The organism is Thauera sp. SDU_THAU2 (assembly GCF_038260575.1).
GTDB lineage: Bacteria > Pseudomonadota > Gammaproteobacteria > Burkholderiales > Rhodocyclaceae > Thauera.
Genome location: NZ_JBBWUN010000003.1, coordinates 2,393,779 through 2,412,853 on the forward strand (window position 1 = coordinate 2,393,779; position 19,075 = coordinate 2,412,853).

Below are 19,075 nucleotides of genomic sequence, written 5' to 3' on the forward strand. Positions count from 1 at the left end.
ATCTCATGGCGTTTACCCGTATTTTCGCCGCAGGCAGGCGGCGGGATTGCGTCATTGACTGTATTTTTTTACAGTCAACTACATGCTTCCCGACCACGCCGAACTCCACTGCCTCAGCAACTTCAGCTTCCAGCGCGGCGCCTCGCATCCCGAGGAACTCGTCGCCCAGGCGGCGGCATTCGGCTATGCCGCGATCGCGATCACCGACGAATGCTCGCTGGCCGGCGTGGTGCGGGCCCACCGTGCGCTGCAGGAGCAACCCGAACAGGGCCGGCCCAAGCTGATCATCGGCAGCGAACTGCAACTCGCCGACGGCCCCTGCATCGTGCTGCTGGCAAGCAACCGCGCCGGCTACGGGCAGTTGTCGCGGCTCATCACCCGCGCCCGGCGCGCTGCCGGCAAGGGCGAATACAAGCTCACGCGGACGATGCTCGACGGCGCCTGCTCCGACTGCCTGGCCCTGCTGATTCCGCCCGCCGATTTCCCGCCGCCGGACTGGCCTGTCCCGGCGCGTGCCGAACCGCCTGCCGCCGGCTCTGCTGCCACTCTCGAAGCCGATGCCGCCTGGCTCGCACAGCGTTTTCCCGGCCGCGCCTGGATGGCGGTCACGGTGCGGCTCGACGGCCGCGACCGCCAGCGCATCACCTGCTTGCGCCGCATCGCCCGGAACGCCGGCATTCCGGCCGTGGCCGCCAGCGGTGCTCTGATGCACGCCGCCGCCCGCCGGCCGCTGGCCGACGTGATGACGGCGCTGCGGCTGCACTGCAGCGTGGCCGAAGCCGGCCTGGCGCTCGCCCCCAATGCCGAACACCGGCTGCACGACCGTGCCACGCTCGCCGGCCGCTACCCGCCCGCCCTGCTCGCCGAAACCCTGGCCGTGGCCGCGCGCTGCACTTTCAGCCTCGACGAATTGCGCTACGAATACCCGGCCGAACTCGTGCCCGACGGCGAAACGCCCGCCACCTGGCTGCGCCGCCTGGTGGAAGGCGGCCTGGCCTGGCGCTATCGGCAGGATGGCGATCGTCCGGCCCCCCTACCGATGAATCGCCCGCAATCCATGCCCTTGCCCGCCCCGCCGCCCGCGCCGTTCCGCCGCCTCCCGCAGCGGACCCCGCACCGCCCGCCGTACGCAAGCAGATCGAATACGAGCTGGCGCTGATCGCCGAGCTCGATTACGAACCCTACTTCCTCACCGTACACGACATCGTCCGCTTCGCCCGCAGCGTCGGCATCCTGTGCCAGGGGCGGGGCTCGGCGGCCAATTCGGCGGTGTGCTGGGCGCTGGGCATCACCGAAGTCGATCCGGAGCTCGGCATCATGCTGATCGAGCGCTTCATCTCGCGCGAACGCAACGAGCCGCCCGACATCGACGTCGATTTCGAGCACGAGCGGCGCGAGGAAGTCATCCAGTACGTCTATCGCAAGTACGGCCGCGACCGCGCTGCGCTTGCCGCCACCGTCATCACCTACCGCACCCGCAGCGCGCTGCGCGACGTCGGCCGCGCCCTCGGCCTGGGCGAAGCACAAGTCGACCGCCTGACGAGCGAGCACCAATGGTTCGACGGCCGCCGCGTACGGCCCGAGCGCCTCGCCGCCGCCGGACTCGATCCCGACAGCCCGATCAGCCGGCGGCTGGCCACGCTCACCGAGGAACTGATCGGCTTCCCGCGCCACCTGTCGCAGCACGTCGGCGGCTTCGTCATCGCCCGCGGCCGGCTCGACGAACTGGTGCCGGTGGAAAACGCCGCGATGCCCGAGCGCACCGTCATCCAGTGGGACAAGGACGACCTCGACACCGTCGGGTTGATGAAGATCGACGTGCTCGCGCTCGGCATGCTGTCGGCGCTGCGCCGCGGCCTGGCCCTGGCCTCGGCCTGGCGCGGTCGGCCGCTGAGCCTGGCCAGCATCGAGCGCGAACGGGACGAGGTCTATGAAATGCTGTCGCGCGCCGACTCGATCGGCGTGTTCCAGGTCGAGTCGCGCGCGCAGATGACCATGCTGCCGCGTCTCAAGCCGCGCTGCTTCTACGACCTGGTGGTGGAAGTCGCCATCGTGCGCCCCGGTCCGATCCAGGGCGGCATGGTCCATCCCTATCTACGTGCACGCGAACGCGTTGCACGCAACGAGAACCCGATGGCGGACGTGCGCGCCGAAATCCACGCTGCGCTGGCGCGCACGCTGGGCGTGCCGATCTTCCAGGAACAGGTCATGCAGCTTGCCGTGGTCGCGGCCGGCTTCAGCGCCGGCGAAGCCGACCAGTTGCGACGCTCGATGGGCACCTGGCGGCGCAAGGGCGAGCTCGAACGCCACCGCAAGAAACTGCTCGAAGGCCTGGCCCGCAACGGCTACGACACCGATTTCGCCGAGCGCCTGAGCCAGCAGATCGAAGGCTTCGGCGAATATGGCTTTCCCGAATCTCACGCCGCCAGCTTCGCGCTGCTGGTCTATGCCTCGGCCTGGCTGAAATGCTTCGAACCGGCTGCCTTCCTCGCCGCGCTGCTCGACAGCCAGCCGATGGGTTTCTACGCCCCTTCGCAACTGATCCAGGACGCCCGCCGCCACGGCGTCGAAGTGCGCCCGGCCGACGTCACGGCCAGCGACTGGGCATGCACGCTCGAAGAAACGGTGGCCGTCACGACTCCGGCTGAGGGCACCGCCACCCGCAGTGGCAAAGCGTCTTCAAAGACGGGACAGCAGCCCGCGCCTCCCCAGCCCGCCGTGCGCCTCGGCCTGCGCATGGTCCACGGCCTGGGCCAGGACACCTCGATGCGCATCACCGCCGCCCGGCGCCAGCGCGCCTTCGCCGACACCCAGGATCTCGCCATCCGTGCCCGGCTGGACACCGGCGCACTGCGCGTGCTGGCCGCGGGCGGCGCGCTCGCCACGCTGGCCGGCCACCGCCGCCAGGCCTTGTGGCAGGCCACCGGCGCCGCGCCCCTGCCCGGCCTGCTGGCCACGGCGCCCGGCGGCGATGCCGCGGCCACACTGGTCGCACCGGCGGCAGCCGAAGACTTGTTCGCCGACTACGCCCGCCTCGGCTTCACGCTGGGCCGCCACCCCTTGTCCTTCGTGCGCGGCGAACTCGCCCGCCTGCGCTTCATCACCGCAGCCGACATCGCCGTCTCCCCCGACCGCATGCTGGCCCGCGGCGCCGGCCTGGTCACCTGCCGCCAACGCCCCGGCACCGCCAAGGGCACGATGTTCATCACGCTGGAAGACGAAACCGGCCTCACCAACGTCATCGTCCGCCCCGAGCTCCTCGAACGCCAGCGCCGCCCCCTGCTCGGCGCCCACCTGCTCGGCGTCTATGGCCAGATCAGCCGCCAGGGCCTGGTCGTGCATCTGATCGCGAACCGGGTGGTGGACCATTCCGCGCTGCTGCAGGGCCTGGTGGCGAGAAGCCGGGACTTCCATTGAAGCCTGACCGCGCACAGCGCGGCAGATGCCGAATTCCGGCAACCGGAAGCGATGCCGGGTAATGGCTCTCATTCTTGATTTGCAGCAAAATGACATGGCATTTTGCAGCCGCAGAATATTTGGCAAAGCAGAAAAAGGAGCCATCCATGTCATCGAGCCCTTCCGCCATCAAGGCAGCGCCCTCCCCACCCTCAGCTTCACGCAGCGCGCCGGCCTGGTGGCCGCCATCGCCGCGCTGCTGATCGTGGTGTTCATGCCCCCGCTGGCCGGCCTGCCGCAGGCGGGGCAGATGATGCTGGGCATCCTGGCCTTTGCGGTGATCCTGTGGATGACCGAAGCGCTGGACTACTCGGTTTCGGCGCTGGTGATCGGTGCGCTGATGATCGCCCTGCTGGCCCTCAGCCCCGCGCCGGGCCAGGACACGACGGACACGATGATGGGCACCCGCGGTGCATTGCCCTACGCTTTATCGGGCTTCAGCAACAGCGCAGCGGTGCTGGTGGCAGCGGCGTGCTTCATCGCTTCGGCAATGACCGCCACTCAGCTCGACAAGCGCATTGCGCTGCAGGTGCTGTCCTACGTCCCGGCGCGCGCCAACCATGTGGCAATGGGCGCGATCGCGGTGGGCTTCCTGCTGTCCTTCATCGTGCCCAGCGCCACCGCGCGCGTGGCCTGCCTGATGCCGATCATGCTCGGCTTCCTGACCGCCTTCGGCGCCGACCGCCGCAGCAAGTTCGCCGCGCTGGTGGTGATCACCGCCGCGCAGACGGCCAGCGTGTGGAACATCGGCATCAAGACCGCCGCCGCACAGAACATGGTGGCGATCGGCTTCATCGAAAGGCAGTTCGGCGAAACCATCACCTGGGGCGAGTGGTTCATCGCCGGCGCGCCTTTCTCCGCCGTGCTGACGGTGATGCTGTACTTCATCATGACGCGCATGCTCAAGCCCGAGATGGATCACATCGCCGGCGGGCGCGAAGCCATCCGCCAGCAGCTCGACGCCCTCGGGCCGACCACACTCAGGCAATGGAAGCTGCTCACGATCACCGTGGTATTGCTGGGTTTCTGGGCCACCGAAGGCGTGCTGCACAGCGTGGACACCACCTCGTCCACCATCGTCGCAGTGGCGCTGATGCTGTTGCCGCGCATCGGCGTGATGGACTGGAAGGAGTCGCAGAAAGGCTTCCCCTGGGGCACGGTGCTGCTGTTCGCGGTCGGCATCGCGATGGGCTCGGCCCTGCTCAGAACCGAAGCCGCACCCTGGCTGGCGCGCCTGATCGTCGAGCATCTCGGGCTGGCGAACGCGACGGCCTTCGCCATCTTCATGCTGCTGTCGCTGTTCCTGATCGTGATCCACCTCGGCTTCGCCAGCGCGACCGGCCTGGCATCGACGATGATCCCGATCATCATCAGCGTGCTGCAGGCGGTGGAAACGCCGGGCATCAACCCCATCGGCATGACGATGCTGCTGCAGTTCGTGGTCAGCTTCGGCTTCATCCTGCCGGTGAATTCGCCCCAGGGCATGCTGGCCTACGGTACGGACACCTTCGACATCAAGGATTACATCCGCACCGGCCTGGCGCTCACCGTGGCTGCCACGGTACTGCTGGTGGTGTTCGCGCTGACCTACTGGTCGTGGATGGGCTACATGACACTGCCGGCGAACTGAGGCCGAAAGGGTCAGCCCGATCCGTCGCGGCATCGACACGGGCCAGCGTGGGAGACATATACAGCACTTATCCATGTCTTTTGTGAATCAGTACTGTTTGGAGTACTCTTTTCCGTAATTCAGTACTGAAATCGAATTTGCCATGAACAACGTTCTGACCGTTGCCGAAATCAAGCGCCGTGGCATGGCAGCCATTGAAGACGCCTTGCGCCACGGCCCGGTGCATATCGTCAAACGCAACAAGCCGGCCGCAGTCGTGCTATCCGAAGCTGAATACCAACGGATCACCGCCTGCCAGCCGCCGATCCAGCCGGGTATGAGCGCACTGCAGTGGCTGCTCGCACAACCTGCCACCGGCATGCGTGACAAGGCCGACATCGATGCTGCCCTGGCCGAAGAGCGCGCCTGGTGATCATTTTCTTCGATGCAAGCGCCTTGATCTATTTGCTGGAAGGTAAGGCGCCCTTCTCCAACCGCGTACGCACTGAACTTACAGCGCTTTCGCGGGCGCACCCTGACGCCAAGCTGGCCATCAGCCGCCTGTCATGGCTGGAATGCCGTGTCGGTCCCATGAAGACAAACGATAGCGCCGCGCTGGCATTGTTCGATGCTTTCTTCGCTCGGCCCGATCTGCTCTGGGTGGAACTGAACCGTGAAGTGGTGGAGCTCGCCGCCGCCATTCGCGTACGACATGGGCTGCGCACGCCTGACGCGCTGCAGGCCGCAAGCTGCCTTCAACTCGGGCCACCGCACCTGATATTGACGGGAGATGCCGCGTTTCAACGCGTCCAGGGCCTGAGCGTAAAGCTACTGGCCTGAGACATCAGGCAAGCTTGGCATCGCCCCTCCGTTCTGCACACTGCGCCTTCAGCGGCTCAGCTCTCCCACCGCCCACTCCACCACTTGCCCCGCCACCGTCGCCGACGCCTGGCCGAAGCTGTCCACCACCAGCGGCACGTCACTGCCCGCGGGCAGATGGCGGGCCTCAAACTGGCGCGACGCCACGATCTGGCGGCCGTCGCGCCGCACCAGGCGGGCATCCAGCCTGACCACGACTTCGGGTGCGCCATCGCGGTACTCGCTCTGGAAAGCCAGCAGGTCGCTGACGACCTCGTAGTCGGCATGCAGGCGGACTTCGTCGCTGCTCAGTGCCACGATGCGGCCGTCGGCACGGAAGGCCTCGATGATGCGCTCGCGTACCAGCACCGGCGCGGGATCGCTCCAGTGCGCGCCCTTGTAGACGCTGAGCCGGTCGCCTTCGGGCACGACCACGATGCGCTGGCCGGACAGGCTGGTGCCGGCCGCCGGCCGCGAGATGCGCAGCGACAGCGGCAGCGCCGCACCTTCGGCCTTGCGCCATTCGACGGCGGGCAGCCTGTAGGTGTCGACCGGGTCCGGGCGCGGCAGTACCGAGCAGGCCGACAGGATCAGCAGCGAAGCGGCCAGGCCGGCACCATGCAGGGTGCGCATCGCAGACTTGCGGGATTTCATGGTGTGAACTCCTTCACCGGTTCGATGCCGAGCAGATATTCGGTCGGCCGGTTTTCCAGTTGGCGCGTGATGGCGCGCATCGAGGCCAGCGTGTCGCGCAGCTCGGCCAGCGCCGGGCCAAGTTCGGCCAGGCCACGCATGCTGCTGTTGAGCGGGCTGCGGTTCTCGCTGACGAGGGTATCGACGGTGGCCATCGCACGCTCGAAGGCGGCCATCGCGCGCTGTGCGCTCTGCAGCGTCTGCGCGCCCTCCACGTCGATCAGCCGATTGGCATTGCCGACCAGCTTCGAAGCCTCACCCAGCGCCAGTGCCGCCTGCTCGCCGATCCGGGCAAGCTGGCGCACCGCAGCCACGATGCCCTCGCGTTCGGCCGCGATCGTGCCGGTGGTCTGCTCCAGGCTCTTCAGCGTATGCGCGATGCTGGCGATGTTCTCTTCCGAGAGCAACTGGCGCATCTGGAACAGCACGCCGTTGATGTTGACCATCACGTCCTCGCCATCGGCCATCAGCTTGGTCAGCGGCGACGGCGTGGCGATGATCTCCGGCACCTCGTCCTCGGGCACCAGCGGCACGCTGTTCGGGTCGTCGCCGCTGCTCAGGCGGATGATCGAGATGCCGGTGATGCCGGCCGGCACCAGCCGTGCCTGGGTATCGCTGCGCACCGGCGCCTCGCTGTCGACGCGGACACGGGCGATGACCCGGTGCGGGTCCTTCGGATCGAGCCGCAGACTCGAGACATCGCCGACCTTGATGCCGTTGAACTCCACCGTGCTGCCTTTCGACAGGCCGCTGACGGCCTCCTGGAAGACGATGTCGTAGGCGTGGAACTGGGTGTCGCTGTGGCTCTTGCCGAGCCACAGCGCGAATACCAGCGCCGCACCGACCACCAGCAGGGTGAAGAGGCCGATCAGCACGTGATGGGCACGTGTTTCCATTTCGGGTTGCTCCGGGTTGAATCAGGTTTGCGGGACGTGGTGCAGCGCCTGCGCGGCATCCGCCGCGGCACGGCCGCGCGGCCCGTGGAAATACTCGCGGATCCAGGCGTCGTCGGTCGCCGCCACGGCTTCGAGCGTGTCGTTGATCAGTACCCGCTTCTGCGACAGCACCGCGATGCGGTCGGTGATGGTGTAGAGGGTGTCGAGGTCGTGGGTGACGATGAACACGCTCAGGCCGAGGGCGTCGCGCAGCGTGAGGATGAGCTGGTCGAAGGCGGCGGCGCCGATCGGATCGAGGCCGGCGGTCGGCTCGTCGAGGAACAGGATGTCGGGGTCGAGCGCCAGCGCACGCGCGAGCGCGGCGCGCTTGACCATGCCGCCCGACAGATCGGACGGGTACTTGTCGCCCGCATTGGCCGGCAGGCCCGCCAGCGCGATCTTCAGCCGCGCCAGCTCCGCCGCCTCCGCCGTCCTCAGTCCGGCATGCTCGATCAGCGGCAGGGCCACGTTCTCGGCCACCGTCAGCGAGGAGAACAGCGCGCCTTGCTGGAACAGCACGCCGAAGCGCCGTTCCACCTGCGCACGCCGCGCTTCCGGCAGCGTCAGCAAATCCTGGCCGAACACGCTCACCCTGCCCGCCGCCGGCCGGTTGAGGCCGACGATGGTCCGCAGCAGCACCGACTTGCCGGTTCCGGAGCCGCCGACCACGCCCAGGATCTCGCCGCGGCGCACGTCGAGATCGAGATTGTCATGCACTACCTGCGCACCGAACTGGTTGCGCACGCCGCGCACCTCGATGATGTTCTCCACGGCCGCAGTCATCGCGTCACCCGCCCTCCCCCGTCATCGTCCCCATCTCACCATCCCCGCCTCACCAGCCCATCTCCATGCAGAACAGCGCCGCCACCGCGTCGACCACGATCACGATGAAGATCGACTGCACCACTGCCGAGGTCGTGTGCTCGCCGACCGACTGCGCGCTGCCGCTGACGCGGAAACCTTCCAGGCAGCCGATGATGCCGATCAGGAAAGCGAAGATCGGCGCCTTGGCCATGCCGATGATAAAGTGCCTGACGCTGACGTCGTTCTCGACCACCGACAGGAACATCACCGGCGAGATGTCGAGCTTGGCGGCGCACACCAGCATGCCGCCGGCAATGCCCGACACCATCGCCACGAAGGTCAGCATCGGCAGCGCCAGCATCAGCGCCGATACCCGCGGCAGCACCAGCAGCTCGATCGGATCGAGGCCCAGCACGCGGATGGCGTCGACTTCCTCGTTGGCACGCATCGAGCCGATCTGCGCGGTGAAGGAGCTTGCAGTACGGCCGGCGACGATGATCGCCGTCAGCAGCACGCCGAACTCGCGCAGAAAGGAAAACGCGATCAGGTCCACGGTGAAGATGCTGGCGCCGAAGGCCGTCAACACGGTTGAACCGAGGAAGGCGATCACCGCACCGACCAGGAAGGTCAGCAGCGCGACGATCGGCACCGCATTGAGCGCCGTCTGTTCCAGGTTGGCGACCAGCGAAGTGACGCGCCAGCGCCCCGGCTGCAGCAGCAGGACGAATGCGGTTTGCAAGGTGACCCCGATGAAGCCCAGGGTGCCGACCACGTGGTGCCAGAATACCGTCGTCGTCTGGCCGATGTGCTCGAGCACATCGCCCAGCGCATTGCCCCGTTTCGCGGGCGGGGCTTGCTCGGTGGCGAGCGCGTCCGCCACCGTCTTCAGCAGCGCGCGGCGTTCCGCGCCCAATGGGCTTTCGTCGCCGGCCAGCCACTGCAGGCGCTCCGGCCCCAGCAGTTCGTGCAGCAATGCGACACCGGCGGTGTCGAGCGCGCCCAGCCCGGCCGCATCGACTCGCGTGCCCGGTCCGATCGTTTTCCGCAATGCAGCGACGCGGCCCGCCAGCAAGCGGTAGTTCGCAAGCGTCCAGTCGCCGCCCAGCACCAGCCGGCCTTCGTCGCCAGCGCCGGACAAGTCCGCGAAACCGCTCATCGAGTCACCCAAAAACGTCCCATGCTCCACTATCCCGGGCCCCGCGGGCCCGCCCTTGCCATGTCCTTTCCCGGTGATTGCCATCCGGCATCATGCGTCACCTTATCGTCATATAAACCCAGCTATTACAACGACACGGCGCTTGACGATGATATTCGGCAAATGTTGGAATGCAAGTGCACCGCAGCATTTTTCTTGCCCGTCCGCATAGGCGTGCACCACGCCGGCTTGGGACGGCTGCTGCAGGGCTCGGGCCCGCCTGAACCCGAAAATGAGGTCCGACGAGCGGAAAAATGCCATGAAAACCGACACCAAGAACAAGGCGGCATGGTTCGCCGCCGCCCTCCTCGCCATCTCGGCCGCTGCCGCATGGCAATTCCTCGGCCGCAACGGCGATGACGGCAGCTTCGTCCACGGCAACGGCCGCATCGAAGCCACCGAAGTCGACGTCGCCGCCAAGGCTGCCGGACGCGTGCAGGACATCCTGGTCAACGAAGGCGACTTCGTCGCCGCCGACCAGGTCATCGCCCGCATGGACATGAAGACGGTCGAGGCCCAGCTCGCCCAGGCCCGCGCTGAAGCCGCCAATGCCCGCAGCGCGCGCGAAACCGCCCTCGCCCAGGTCGCCCAGCGCAAGGCCGACGTCGCCATGGCCGAGGCGACCCTGGTGCAGCGCCGTTCCGAACTCGACATCGCGCGCAAGACCAGCGCCCGCTCGCAGGCCTTGCGCGCCGACCGCGCCATCTCCGAGCAGGTCGCCGACGACAACCTCGCCCGCGTGCGCAACGCCGAAGCCAACATCAACGTCGCCCAGGCCCAGATCGCTGCCGCCCAGGCCGGCGTCAAGGCCGCCGAAGCACAGGTCGAGCAGGCGGAAGCCGCGATCCAGGCCACGCTCGCCGTCGTCGCCCGGCTGGAAACGGAGCTGGAGGACGGCGTGCTGAAGGCGCCGCGCGGCGGCCGCGTGCAGTACCGCATCGTGCAGCCGGGCGAAGTCGTCGGCGGTGGCGGCAAGATCGTCAGCCTGGTCGACATCGGCGACGTCTACATGACCTTCTTCCTGCCCGAAATGGCCGCCGGCCGCGTCGCCATCGGCACCGAAGCGCGCATCGTGCTCGATGCCGCCCAGCACTACGTGATTCCGGCGCACATCTCCTACGTCGCCAGCGTCGCGCAGTTCACCCCGAAGACGGTCGAAACCCAGAGCGAACGGCAGAAGATGGTGTTCCGCGTCAAGGCCCGCATCGATCCCGAACTGCTCGCCAAGTATCCCGAGCACGTCAAGACCGGCCTGCCCGGCGTCGCCCACGTCCGCCTCGACGACAGCAAACCCTGGCCCGGCGAGCTGCAGACGAGGCTGCCGTGAATTCCACGACCGGACCGGCGGCGCCTTCCACGGCGCCGGTCGTCCGCCCACCCGTCGTTCGCCTCGTCGACGTCGAACACCGCTACGGCGACACGCTCGCCGCCGACCACGTCACGCTCGACATCCCGGCCGGCTGCATGGTCGGCTTCATCGGCCCCGACGGCGTCGGCAAATCCACCTGGCTGGGACTGATCGCCGGTGCGCGCCAGATCCAGCAAGGCAAGGTCGAGGTGCTCGGCGGCGACATGGCCAGCGCCCGCCACCGCCGCGACGTCTGCCCGCGCATCGCCTACATGCCGCAGGGCCTGGGCAAGAACCTCTATCCGACGCTGTCGGTGTTCGAGAACGTCGATTTCTTCGGCCGCCTGTTCGGCCAGTCGCGTGCCGAGCGCGAAGAGCGCATCGCCGACCTGCTGGCTTCGACCGGCCTCGCCGAGTTCGCCGACCGTCCGGCCAACAAGCTGTCCGGCGGCATGAAGCAGAAGCTCGGCCTGTGCTGCGCGCTGATCCACGACCCCGACCTGCTGATCCTCGATGAACCCACCACCGGCGTCGATCCGCTGTCGCGCCGCCAGTTCTGGGAACTGATCGATCGCATCCGCGAACGGCGCCCGGGCATGAGTGTGCTGGTCGCCACCGCCTACATGGAAGAAGCCGAACGCTACGACTGGCTGGTCGCGGTCGACGCCGGCCGCGTGCTGGCGACCGGCAGCCCGGCGGAACTGCGTGAACGGACGGGCGCCGACACGCTGGAGGACGCCTTCCTCGCCCTGCTGCCGCCCGAACGGCTCGGCGATCACACGCCGCTGACGATTCCGCCGCTCGAAGCCGGCGAGACCGTCATCGAGGCGCGCAAGCTGCAGATGCGCTTCGGCGACTTCGTCGCGGTCGACGACGTCAACCTGCAGGTGCGGCGCGGCGAGATCTTCGGTTTCCTCGGCTCCAACGGCTGCGGCAAGTCGACGACGATGAAGATGCTCACCGGCCTGCTGCCGCCCACCCGCGGCGAGGCGCTGCTGCTGGGCGAAGTCCTCGATGCCCACAACATCGACACCCGGCGCCGGGTCGGCTACATGTCGCAGGCGTTCTCGCTGTACGCCGAACTGTCGGTGCGGCGCAACCTGCAGCTGCACGCCGACCTGTTCCACCTGCCGAAGGCCGAAGGCGAAGCCCGCATCGCCGAACTGGCGCGCCGCTTCGATCTCGAGCCGGTCATGGACGACGTGCCCGAGGCGCTGCCGCTGGGCATCCGCCAGCGCCTGCAACTGGCGGTCGCGGTGCTGCACCGGCCCGACGTGCTGATCCTCGACGAACCGACTTCGGGCGTCGACCCGGTCGCACGCGACCACTTCTGGGAGCTGATCATCGACCTGTCGCGCAAGGACGGCGTGACGATCTTCATCACCACCCACTTCATGAACGAGGCGCAGCGCTGCGACCGCATCTCGCTGATGCACGCCGGCCGCATCCTGGCCAGCGGCGCGCCCGACGAACTGGCTGCGCAACGCGGCGCCGCCTCGCTGGAAGATGCCTTCGTCGGCTATCTGGCCGAGGCGAGCGGGGTGAAGCTCGGAGGTGACGGCCGGAGCGCCGACCCGGACATCCCCGCCCCTCCCTCGCCGGTGAAGCAAGAAGAAGCCAGCACCCCGCACTCGCGCCCGCCCCGCTTCAGCCTCGCCCGCCTGCTCAGCTTCAGCACGCGCGAGGCGACCGAACTGCGCCGCGACCCCTTCCGCCTGACGCTGGCGCTGCTCGGCACCGTGATCCTGATGCTGGTGATGGGCTACGGCATCACCACCGACGTCGAGGACCTGAGCTACGCCGTGCTCGATCTCGACCGCAGCACCGCGAGCGAAAGCTATACCCTGAACATCTCCGGCTCGCGCTACTTCCAGGAACAGCCGCCACTCGAAAGCCATGCCGACATCGACCGCCGCATGCGCGCCGGCGAACTGGCGATGGCGCTGGAGATTCCGCCCAACTTCGGCCGCGACCTCGCGCGCGGCGCGCGGCCCGAGATCGGCGTCTGGCTGGACGGCGCGATGCCGATGCGGGCCGAGGTCGCGCGCGGCTACGTCATGGGCGTGCATGCGCAGACGCTGACCGAGGCCATGGCCAGCGCCGGCATTTCCGCCGCTCCGCTCGCCGACATCGCCGTGCGCTACCGCTACAACCCGGACATGCGCAGCCTGATCGCGATGGTGCCGGCGGTGATCCCGATGCTGCTGGTCTTCATCCCGGCGATGCTGACCGCACTCGGCGTGGTGCGCGAGAAGGAATTGGGCTCCATCCTCAACGTCTACACCACGCCGGTCACCAAGCTCGAATTCCTGCTCGGCAAGCAACTGCCCTACATTGCACTGTCGATGTTCAACTGCGTGCTGATGTTCGTGCTCGCGATCACCCTGTTCGACGTGCCGTTCAAGGGCAGCCTGACGGCCTTCTTCACCGGCGCGCTGCTCTACGTCACCGCCACCACCGGCCTGGGGCTGCTGATGTCGACGCTGACGAACAGCCAGATCGCGGCGATGGCCGGCACCTCGATCGGCACCCTGCTGCCGGCGATCCAGTTCTCCGGCATGCTCGATCCGGTGTCCTCGCTCGAAGGCGGCGGCGCGCTGATCGGCGAGATGTATCCGACCACGCACTTCCTCACCATCAGCCGCGGCACCTTCTCGAAGGCTCTCGACTTCGGCGACCTGGGCGGCGCCTTCATCCCGCTGCTGGTGGCCATTCCGGTGCTGACGCTGCTGTCCGCGCTGCTGCTGAAGAAACAGGCCCGCTGAAGAGGAAGACTATGGGCACACGCAACAGCACCCTGCACAACACCTGGCACCTGGGCATCAAGGAGTTCCACAGCCTGCTCGGCGACTGGCCGATGCTGTTCATGATCGTGTTCATGTTCACCGTGTCGGTGTATGCCGACGCCACCGCCAAGCCCGAAAGCCTGCACCGGGCCTCGATCGCGGTGGTCGACGAGGACCAGTCGCAGTTGTCCAGCCGCATCATCGCCGCGCTGCACCCGCCGCAGTTCATCGACCCGGAGCGGATCGAACTGGCGGAGATCGACCCCACGATGGATGCCGGCCGCCACACCTTCGTACTCGACATTCCGCCCAACTTCCAGCGCGACGTGCTGGCCGGCCGCTCGCCGGCGCTGCAGCTCAACGTCGACGCCACCCGCCAGAGCCAGGCGCAGACCGGCACCGGCTACATCCAGAACATCGTCAACGACGAGATCCGCAGCTTCGTGCAGCGCTATCGCAGCACCGCCGCGCAGCCGGTGCAACTGGTCGAGCGCGCGATGTTCAACCCCAATCTCAGCGGCGGCTGGTTCGCGGCGGTGACGGCGATCATCAACAACATCACCATGCTCGGCATCCTGCTCACCGGCGCCGCGCTGATCCGCGAACGCGAGCACGGCACCATCGAGCATCTGCTGGTGATGCCGGTGACGCCCTTCGAGATCATGCTGTCCAAGGTCTGGTCGATGGGCGTGGTCGTGCTGCTGGCCTCGTCCTTCTCGCTGCAGGTCATGGTCAAGGGCGTGCTGGGCGTCGTCGTGCCCGGCTCGGCGCTGCTGTTCGGCGCGGCCTCGCTGCTCTACCTGTTCGCCGCGGCCTCGATCGGCATCTTCATGGGCACGCTGGCGCGCAACATGCCGCAGTTCGGCCTCATGACCATCCTCGTGCTGCTGCCGCTGCAGATCCTGTCGGGCGCACTGACGCCGCGCGAAAGCATGCCCGCGCTGGTGCAGTGGCTGATGTCGCTGACCCCCACCACCCACTTCGTCAGCCTCGCCCAGGGCATCCTGTTCCGCGGCGCCGGCCTCGACGTGGTGTGGCCCGCCTTCGCCATGGTCGCGCTGATCGGCGGCGTCTTCTTCGCCCTCGCCCTCCATCGCCTGCGCAGCACCATCGGTAAGATGCAGAGCTGAACCGGCCGCGCCGCCAGCACTTCAGCGGCCCCGATTTCCTTCATCGCACTCCTCGCCCGGACCAAAGGACCCGCTCCATGTCGGCACTTTTCCAGCCCTTCACGCTCAAGGACGCCACCCTCCGCAACCGCATCGCCGTCCCGCCAATGTGCCAGTACATGGCCGTCGACGGCGTCGCCAACGACTGGCACCGGGTGCATTACCCCGCGCTGGCGCGCGGCGGTGCCGGCCTGGTCATCGTCGAAGCCACCGCGGTCTCGCCGGAAGGCCGCATCACCCCCGCCTGCCTCGGCCTGTGGAACGCGGCCCAGGCCGAAGCGCTCGCCCCCATCGCCGCCGCGATCAAGGCCGCCGGCGCCGTGCCCGGCATCCAGATCGGCCATGCCGGCCGCAAGGCCAGCGCCAACCTGCCGTGGGAAGGCGACGACCACATCGCCAACGATGATCCGCGCGCATGGCCGACGATCTCACCCTCGGCCGTCGCCTTCGGCGCCAACCTGCCGAAAGTCCCCAAGGCGATGACACTGGAGGACATGACCCGCGTCCGCGCCGACTTCGCCGCCGCTGCCCGCCGGGCGCTCGATGCCGGCTTCGAATGGCTGGAACTGCACTTCGCCCACGGCTACCTGGGCCAGAGCTTCTTCTCGGTGCACGCCAACCAGCGCGACGACGCCTACGGCGGCAGCGCCGAAAACCGCGGCCGCTTCCTGCTCGAAACCCTGGCCGCGGTGCGCGAAGTCTGGCCCGAGAACCGCCCCCTCACCGCCCGCTTCGGCGTCATCGAATACGACGGCCGCGACGAGGAAACGCTGGCCGAAGCCATCGAACTGACCCGCAGCTTCAAGCGCGGCGGGCTCGACCTGCTGAGCGTCAGCGTCGGCTTTTCCACGCCGAAGGCCGGCATCCCCTGGGGCCCCGCCTTCCTCGCCCCGGTCGCCACCCGCGTGCGCGAAGAAACCGCCCTGCCCGTCGCTTCCGCCTGGGGCTTCGGCACCCCCGAGCTCGCCGAAGCCGCCGTCGCCAAGGACCAGCTCGACCTCGTCATGGTCGGCCGCTCCCACCTCGCCAACCCGCACTGGCCGATGCACGCAGCAAAGGTACTGAAGCTCGAACGCCCGACCTGGGTGCTACCGGCGCCGTATGCGCATTGGCTGGAACGGTATCGGACGGAATGAACGGTTCTTGCAATCCCGGACTTCTCGGTATGATTCGACTTCGCCGACATGCATCATGAAATACAAGCACATCGATGCCATGCTGCACAATTTCGGCCATTCGTTTTACGAGTCTGATGAACTGCGTCGATGGCCAATACATTACGGACATCCTGCCCGAGCTGGCCCGTCACTCCGCCAAGCACGAAATCGATATCGATTTCTCCAATGGGCAGATTTCCCCACCCGGCGAATATCCGGCCGTGCTCCATGAATCCATTTCCTGCTGGAAAGACTGGTTGCCCAGGCATATTGCCAATCACAGGCTGGAGCCGGAACGCCTGTCGGAAATCCATCTCCGCTATCGGCTGGTGAAAATGGGTCACGAGATCATTGTCACCGCCATCGACGACCGGGGTAAGGAGCACGAGGTATTCGTCCATGCATGACAGGATGATGCACACCCGCAGGAGAAATGTTCAGCCGTGAATGCAGTCAGATGCACAGAACAGGGAAAACGCACATGACGAAGATTGCCCTCGCAGCATCGCTCGTCTGCCTGTGCATTTCCGCCCACGCAAGCGACGACCTCTACAGCCCGGCCTATGCGCAGTGCATGGACACGTCCGGCGGTGTGACAGCAGCAATGCACGACTGCATCGGCGAGGAACACGCTCGGCAGGATGCCAGACTCAATGCGGCATACAAGAAGCTCACGGCGCTGCTCCCTGCCGAGCGCAAGAACGAGCTTCGCGCAGTACAGCGGCTGTGGATCCAGTACCGCGATGCGAACTGCAGGTTCTACGCGGATCCCGACGGTGGCACGCTCGCTACACTCCGAGCAGGCTTATGCGGCCTGGAAATGACTGCACAGCGCGCGAAAGAGCTTGAACTTCTGATGGAGTGACAGTCCTCCATCGGGCGCCGACGGCTCAGGCGTCACGGCAGACATTCATCATGAGCACACCACACACGGGACGAACATCCCGGCCCGCCCCGGCTCAAATCCGCCCGGCAGCGCCTTCGAGCGCCTCGCGGCGACGGCGCAGGCCCAGCCACAGCAGGGCCGCACCGGTCAGCAGCACCGGCACCAGCGAGCCCAGGTTCAGCAGCGCCCAGCCCTGCGTCGTCACCAGCGCACCCGAGGCGAAGGACGTCAGCGCCATCGTCGCGAACACCGCGAAGTTGATCGCCGCCTGGGCCTTGTCCTTTTCTTCCGGGCGGTAAGCCTGCATCGCCAGCGTGGTGCTGCCGGTGGAACAGGAAATTCCAGCCCACCCCCAGCAGGAACAGCGCAACGAGGAACTGGTGCAGATCCTGCCCCGACAGCGCGATCAGGATGCAGGCCAGGTTCAGTACCACGCCGGCTCCCATCACCGGCAGCACGCCGAAGCGCTTGATCAGGTGGCCGGTGAAGAAGCCCGGCGCGAACATGCCGATGACGTGCCACTCCAGCACCAGCGCGACATCCGAGAACGGCATGCCGCACACGTCCATCGCCAGCGGCGTCGCCGCCATCAGCAGGTTCATCACGCCATAGCCGAGCGCCGCGCCCAGGGTGGACACGATGAACACCGGCTGGCGCATGATCTCGCCCAGCGGCCGCCCGCCGCCCGCGCCCGCGGCCTGCTTCGGCTCGGGCGGAAAACGGATGCCCGCCATCACCGCCATCGACACCAGCGCCACCACCGACAGCGCCAGGTAGGAAGCGAGAAAAGGCGCGGCCATCGCCTCGCGCGTGTGGTTCGCCAGGTTCGGCCCGATCACCGCACCGATCAGCCCGCCCGCCAGCACCAGCGACACCGCCTTCTCGCGGAACGACGGCGGCGCCAGTTCGGCGGCGGCAAAGCGGTAGAGCTGGCCATTGGCGCTGTAGTAGCCGGCAATCACCGTCCCCGCCACCAGCAGCCAGAAGCTGCGCAGATACAGCGCCAGCGCGCACAGCAAGGCCGTCAGCAGCGCGACCAGCAGGCCGAGCTGGAACGAGGTCTTGCGCCCCCAGCGCCGCTGGCTGCGCGCCACCAGGCCGGTCGACATCGCCCCGCCCACCACGTAACCCATCACCGGCAGCGTCGCCATCCACGCCACCGGCGCCAGCGCCAGCCCCACCAGGCCGTTGATGGCGATGAACACCACGTTGTTGGTCAGGAACAAGCCCTGGGCGATGGCCAGCAGCCACAGATTCTTCCTCATAAGTAAATCGTTGTTTTTTGATGCAAGGCGCAAATGTACCGCGTTATGCGGTGGGCGTGCGGCTTGCTTCGGCTGTCGTGCTGAACACCCGCAGCCGTGCGACGCTGGAAGTCGGATTGCCGGCATCGGCATGTGCATGTGCATGTGCATGGTCCATGTCACACGGGCCATGCCGGCAGTCATCCGTTCAGACATGACTGCAGCTTCCCCATCCGTATTTGACCCCCATCAAATTCACCTCGTTATATACAACTGTATATTTCGACTCACCCAGTGAGCCGTTGCGTGTTGCGCGCATCCGACTGTCCGCTGGCTCCGTCTCATCCAACCGGCCAGGCAGACATGATCGAAGACGCCGAATCCGCCACCTCGTCCGCCTCGCCGATGGCAGCGCCCCTTCCTGCGGCGGCGATCGTCCATACCCATCATGATTCGGTGGACGAACTGCTTGCCGAGTTCGCCTACGGCTTGCGCGAGCGCGGCTGGAAAGTGGGTGGTATCGTCCAGCAGCAGTCGGGCGGCACGGGCAAGGAACACACCCTGCTCGTCGACCTCGACAGCGGCGCCACCTTTCCGCTGTTCCAGCGCCTGGGCAGCGGCTCGACCTCGTGCAGCCTCGATTCGGGCGGCATCGCCGCCGCCAGCGGCGCGCTGCGCCGCGCCTTGCAGGAAGGGGCCGATCTGAGCATCGCCAACCGCTTCGGCGCACTCGAAGCGGCCGGCGGCGGCTTTGCTGCGGAAATGCTCGCGCTGATGAGCGAGAATCGGCCGCTGCTGACCGTCGTCGCCGATTCCTACCTGCTCGACTGGCGCTGGTTCACCGGCGGCTGCGGCACCGAGCTGCCGGCAAGCTTGCCTGCGCTCGAAGCCTGGTTTGCCGGCGTCGCCGGCAGGCAGCGGGAGTCGTGATGCAC

The 19,075-nt window shown here is 67.3% G+C and carries 17 protein-coding genes; 12 read left to right on the forward strand and 5 right to left on the reverse strand.

Annotated features, from left to right (window positions below; genetic code table 11):
• Positions 1–82: 82 nt before the first annotated feature.
• The 5 genes from AAFL97_RS24690 to AAFL97_RS12630 all read left to right on the forward strand — a co-directional run bounded on the left by AAFL97_RS24690 (position 83) and on the right by AAFL97_RS12630 (position 5,905).
• Positions 83–1,159, forward strand: a complete 1,077-nt coding sequence (locus tag AAFL97_RS24690) for a PHP domain-containing protein (RefSeq protein WP_445954495.1) — start codon at positions 83–85, stop codon at positions 1,157–1,159.
• Positions 1,159–3,417 carry an error-prone DNA polymerase gene (locus tag AAFL97_RS12615; protein WP_445954538.1) on the forward strand — a complete coding sequence of 753 codons (2,259 nt, stop codon included), beginning with the start codon at positions 1,159–1,161 and terminating at the stop codon, positions 3,415–3,417. The genes AAFL97_RS24690 and AAFL97_RS12615 overlap by 1 nt, the downstream gene beginning before the upstream one ends.
• A 94-nt stretch (positions 3,418–3,511) precedes the next feature.
• Complete coding sequence (locus AAFL97_RS12620) at positions 3,512–5,086, forward strand: DASS family sodium-coupled anion symporter (protein ID WP_341645216.1); 1,575 nt, start codon at positions 3,512–3,514, stop codon at positions 5,084–5,086.
• Positions 5,087–5,228: 142 nt separating this feature from the next.
• Positions 5,229–5,498, forward strand: a complete 270-nt coding sequence (locus tag AAFL97_RS12625; RefSeq protein WP_341645217.1) for a type II toxin-antitoxin system prevent-host-death family antitoxin — start codon at positions 5,229–5,231, stop codon at positions 5,496–5,498.
• On the forward strand, positions 5,495–5,905 hold the full coding sequence (locus AAFL97_RS12630; protein WP_341645218.1) for a type II toxin-antitoxin system VapC family toxin: 411 nt from the start codon (positions 5,495–5,497) through the stop codon (positions 5,903–5,905). The genes AAFL97_RS12625 and AAFL97_RS12630 overlap by 4 nt, the downstream gene beginning before the upstream one ends.
• A 48-nt stretch (positions 5,906–5,953) precedes the next feature.
• On the opposite strand, the gene AAFL97_RS12635 is transcribed toward AAFL97_RS12630, so the two are convergent.
• From AAFL97_RS12635 to AAFL97_RS12650, 4 genes are read right to left on the reverse strand one after another with little or no spacing between them, the layout of a single operon-like run.
• Complete coding sequence (locus AAFL97_RS12635; protein ID WP_341645219.1) at positions 5,954–6,577, reverse strand: ABC-type transport auxiliary lipoprotein family protein; 624 nt, start codon at positions 6,575–6,577, stop codon at positions 5,954–5,956.
• The gene (locus tag AAFL97_RS12640) at positions 6,574–7,512 is read right to left on the reverse strand and encodes an MlaD family protein (RefSeq protein ID WP_341645220.1); all 939 of its coding nucleotides are present in this window, start codon (positions 7,510–7,512) and stop codon (positions 6,574–6,576) included. The genes AAFL97_RS12635 and AAFL97_RS12640 overlap by 4 nt, the downstream gene beginning before the upstream one ends.
• A 21-nt stretch (positions 7,513–7,533) precedes the next feature.
• On the reverse strand, positions 7,534–8,334 hold the full coding sequence (locus tag AAFL97_RS12645) for an ABC transporter ATP-binding protein (RefSeq protein WP_341645221.1): 801 nt from the start codon (positions 8,332–8,334) through the stop codon (positions 7,534–7,536).
• A 49-nt stretch (positions 8,335–8,383) separates the two neighbouring features.
• Positions 8,384–9,511 carry an ABC transporter permease gene (locus AAFL97_RS12650; RefSeq protein ID WP_341645222.1) on the reverse strand — a complete coding sequence of 376 codons (1,128 nt, stop codon included), beginning with the start codon at positions 9,509–9,511 and terminating at the stop codon, positions 8,384–8,386.
• 298 nt (positions 9,512–9,809) lie between these two features.
• On the opposite strand from AAFL97_RS12650, the gene AAFL97_RS12655 reads away from it, so the two are divergent.
• The 6 genes from AAFL97_RS12655 to AAFL97_RS12680 all read left to right on the forward strand — a co-directional run bounded on the left by AAFL97_RS12655 (position 9,810) and on the right by AAFL97_RS12680 (position 16,875).
• On the forward strand, positions 9,810–10,877 hold the full coding sequence (locus AAFL97_RS12655) for an HlyD family secretion protein (RefSeq protein WP_341645223.1): 1,068 nt from the start codon (positions 9,810–9,812) through the stop codon (positions 10,875–10,877).
• Entirely contained in the window at positions 10,874–13,663 is a 2,790-nt protein-coding gene (rbbA, locus tag AAFL97_RS12660; RefSeq protein WP_341645224.1) for a ribosome-associated ATPase/putative transporter RbbA, read from the forward strand. Before AAFL97_RS12655 ends, rbbA begins: the two co-directional genes overlap by 4 nt.
• A gap of 11 nt (positions 13,664–13,674) precedes the next feature.
• Positions 13,675–14,814 (forward strand): ABC transporter permease, encoded by a 1,140-nt coding sequence (locus AAFL97_RS12665; protein WP_341645225.1) that lies wholly within the window; start codon positions 13,675–13,677, stop codon positions 14,812–14,814.
• Positions 14,815–14,891: 77 nt separating this feature from the next.
• Positions 14,892–15,989 carry an NADH:flavin oxidoreductase/NADH oxidase gene (locus AAFL97_RS12670; RefSeq protein WP_341645226.1) on the forward strand — a complete coding sequence of 366 codons (1,098 nt, stop codon included), beginning with the start codon at positions 14,892–14,894 and terminating at the stop codon, positions 15,987–15,989.
• Between the two features lie 116 nt (positions 15,990–16,105).
• Entirely contained in the window at positions 16,106–16,417 is a 312-nt protein-coding gene (locus AAFL97_RS12675) for a hypothetical protein (RefSeq protein ID WP_341645227.1), read from the forward strand.
• A 74-nt stretch (positions 16,418–16,491) separates the two neighbouring features.
• Positions 16,492–16,875, forward strand: a complete 384-nt coding sequence (locus tag AAFL97_RS12680) for a lysozyme inhibitor LprI family protein (protein ID WP_341645228.1) — start codon at positions 16,492–16,494, stop codon at positions 16,873–16,875.
• A gap of 32 nt (positions 16,876–16,907) precedes the next feature.
• Here the strand turns inward: AAFL97_RS12680 and AAFL97_RS12685 are convergent, their stop codons facing one another.
• Positions 16,908–18,161 carry an MFS transporter gene (locus tag AAFL97_RS12685; RefSeq protein WP_341645229.1) on the reverse strand — a complete coding sequence of 418 codons (1,254 nt, stop codon included), beginning with the start codon at positions 18,159–18,161 and terminating at the stop codon, positions 16,908–16,910.
• A gap of 342 nt (positions 18,162–18,503) precedes the next feature.
• On the opposite strand from AAFL97_RS12685, the gene AAFL97_RS12690 reads away from it, so the two are divergent.
• Positions 18,504–19,070 (forward strand): DUF2478 domain-containing protein, encoded by a 567-nt coding sequence (locus tag AAFL97_RS12690; protein ID WP_341645230.1) that lies wholly within the window; start codon positions 18,504–18,506, stop codon positions 19,068–19,070.
• The last annotated feature ends 5 nt before the right edge of the window (positions 19,071–19,075 follow it).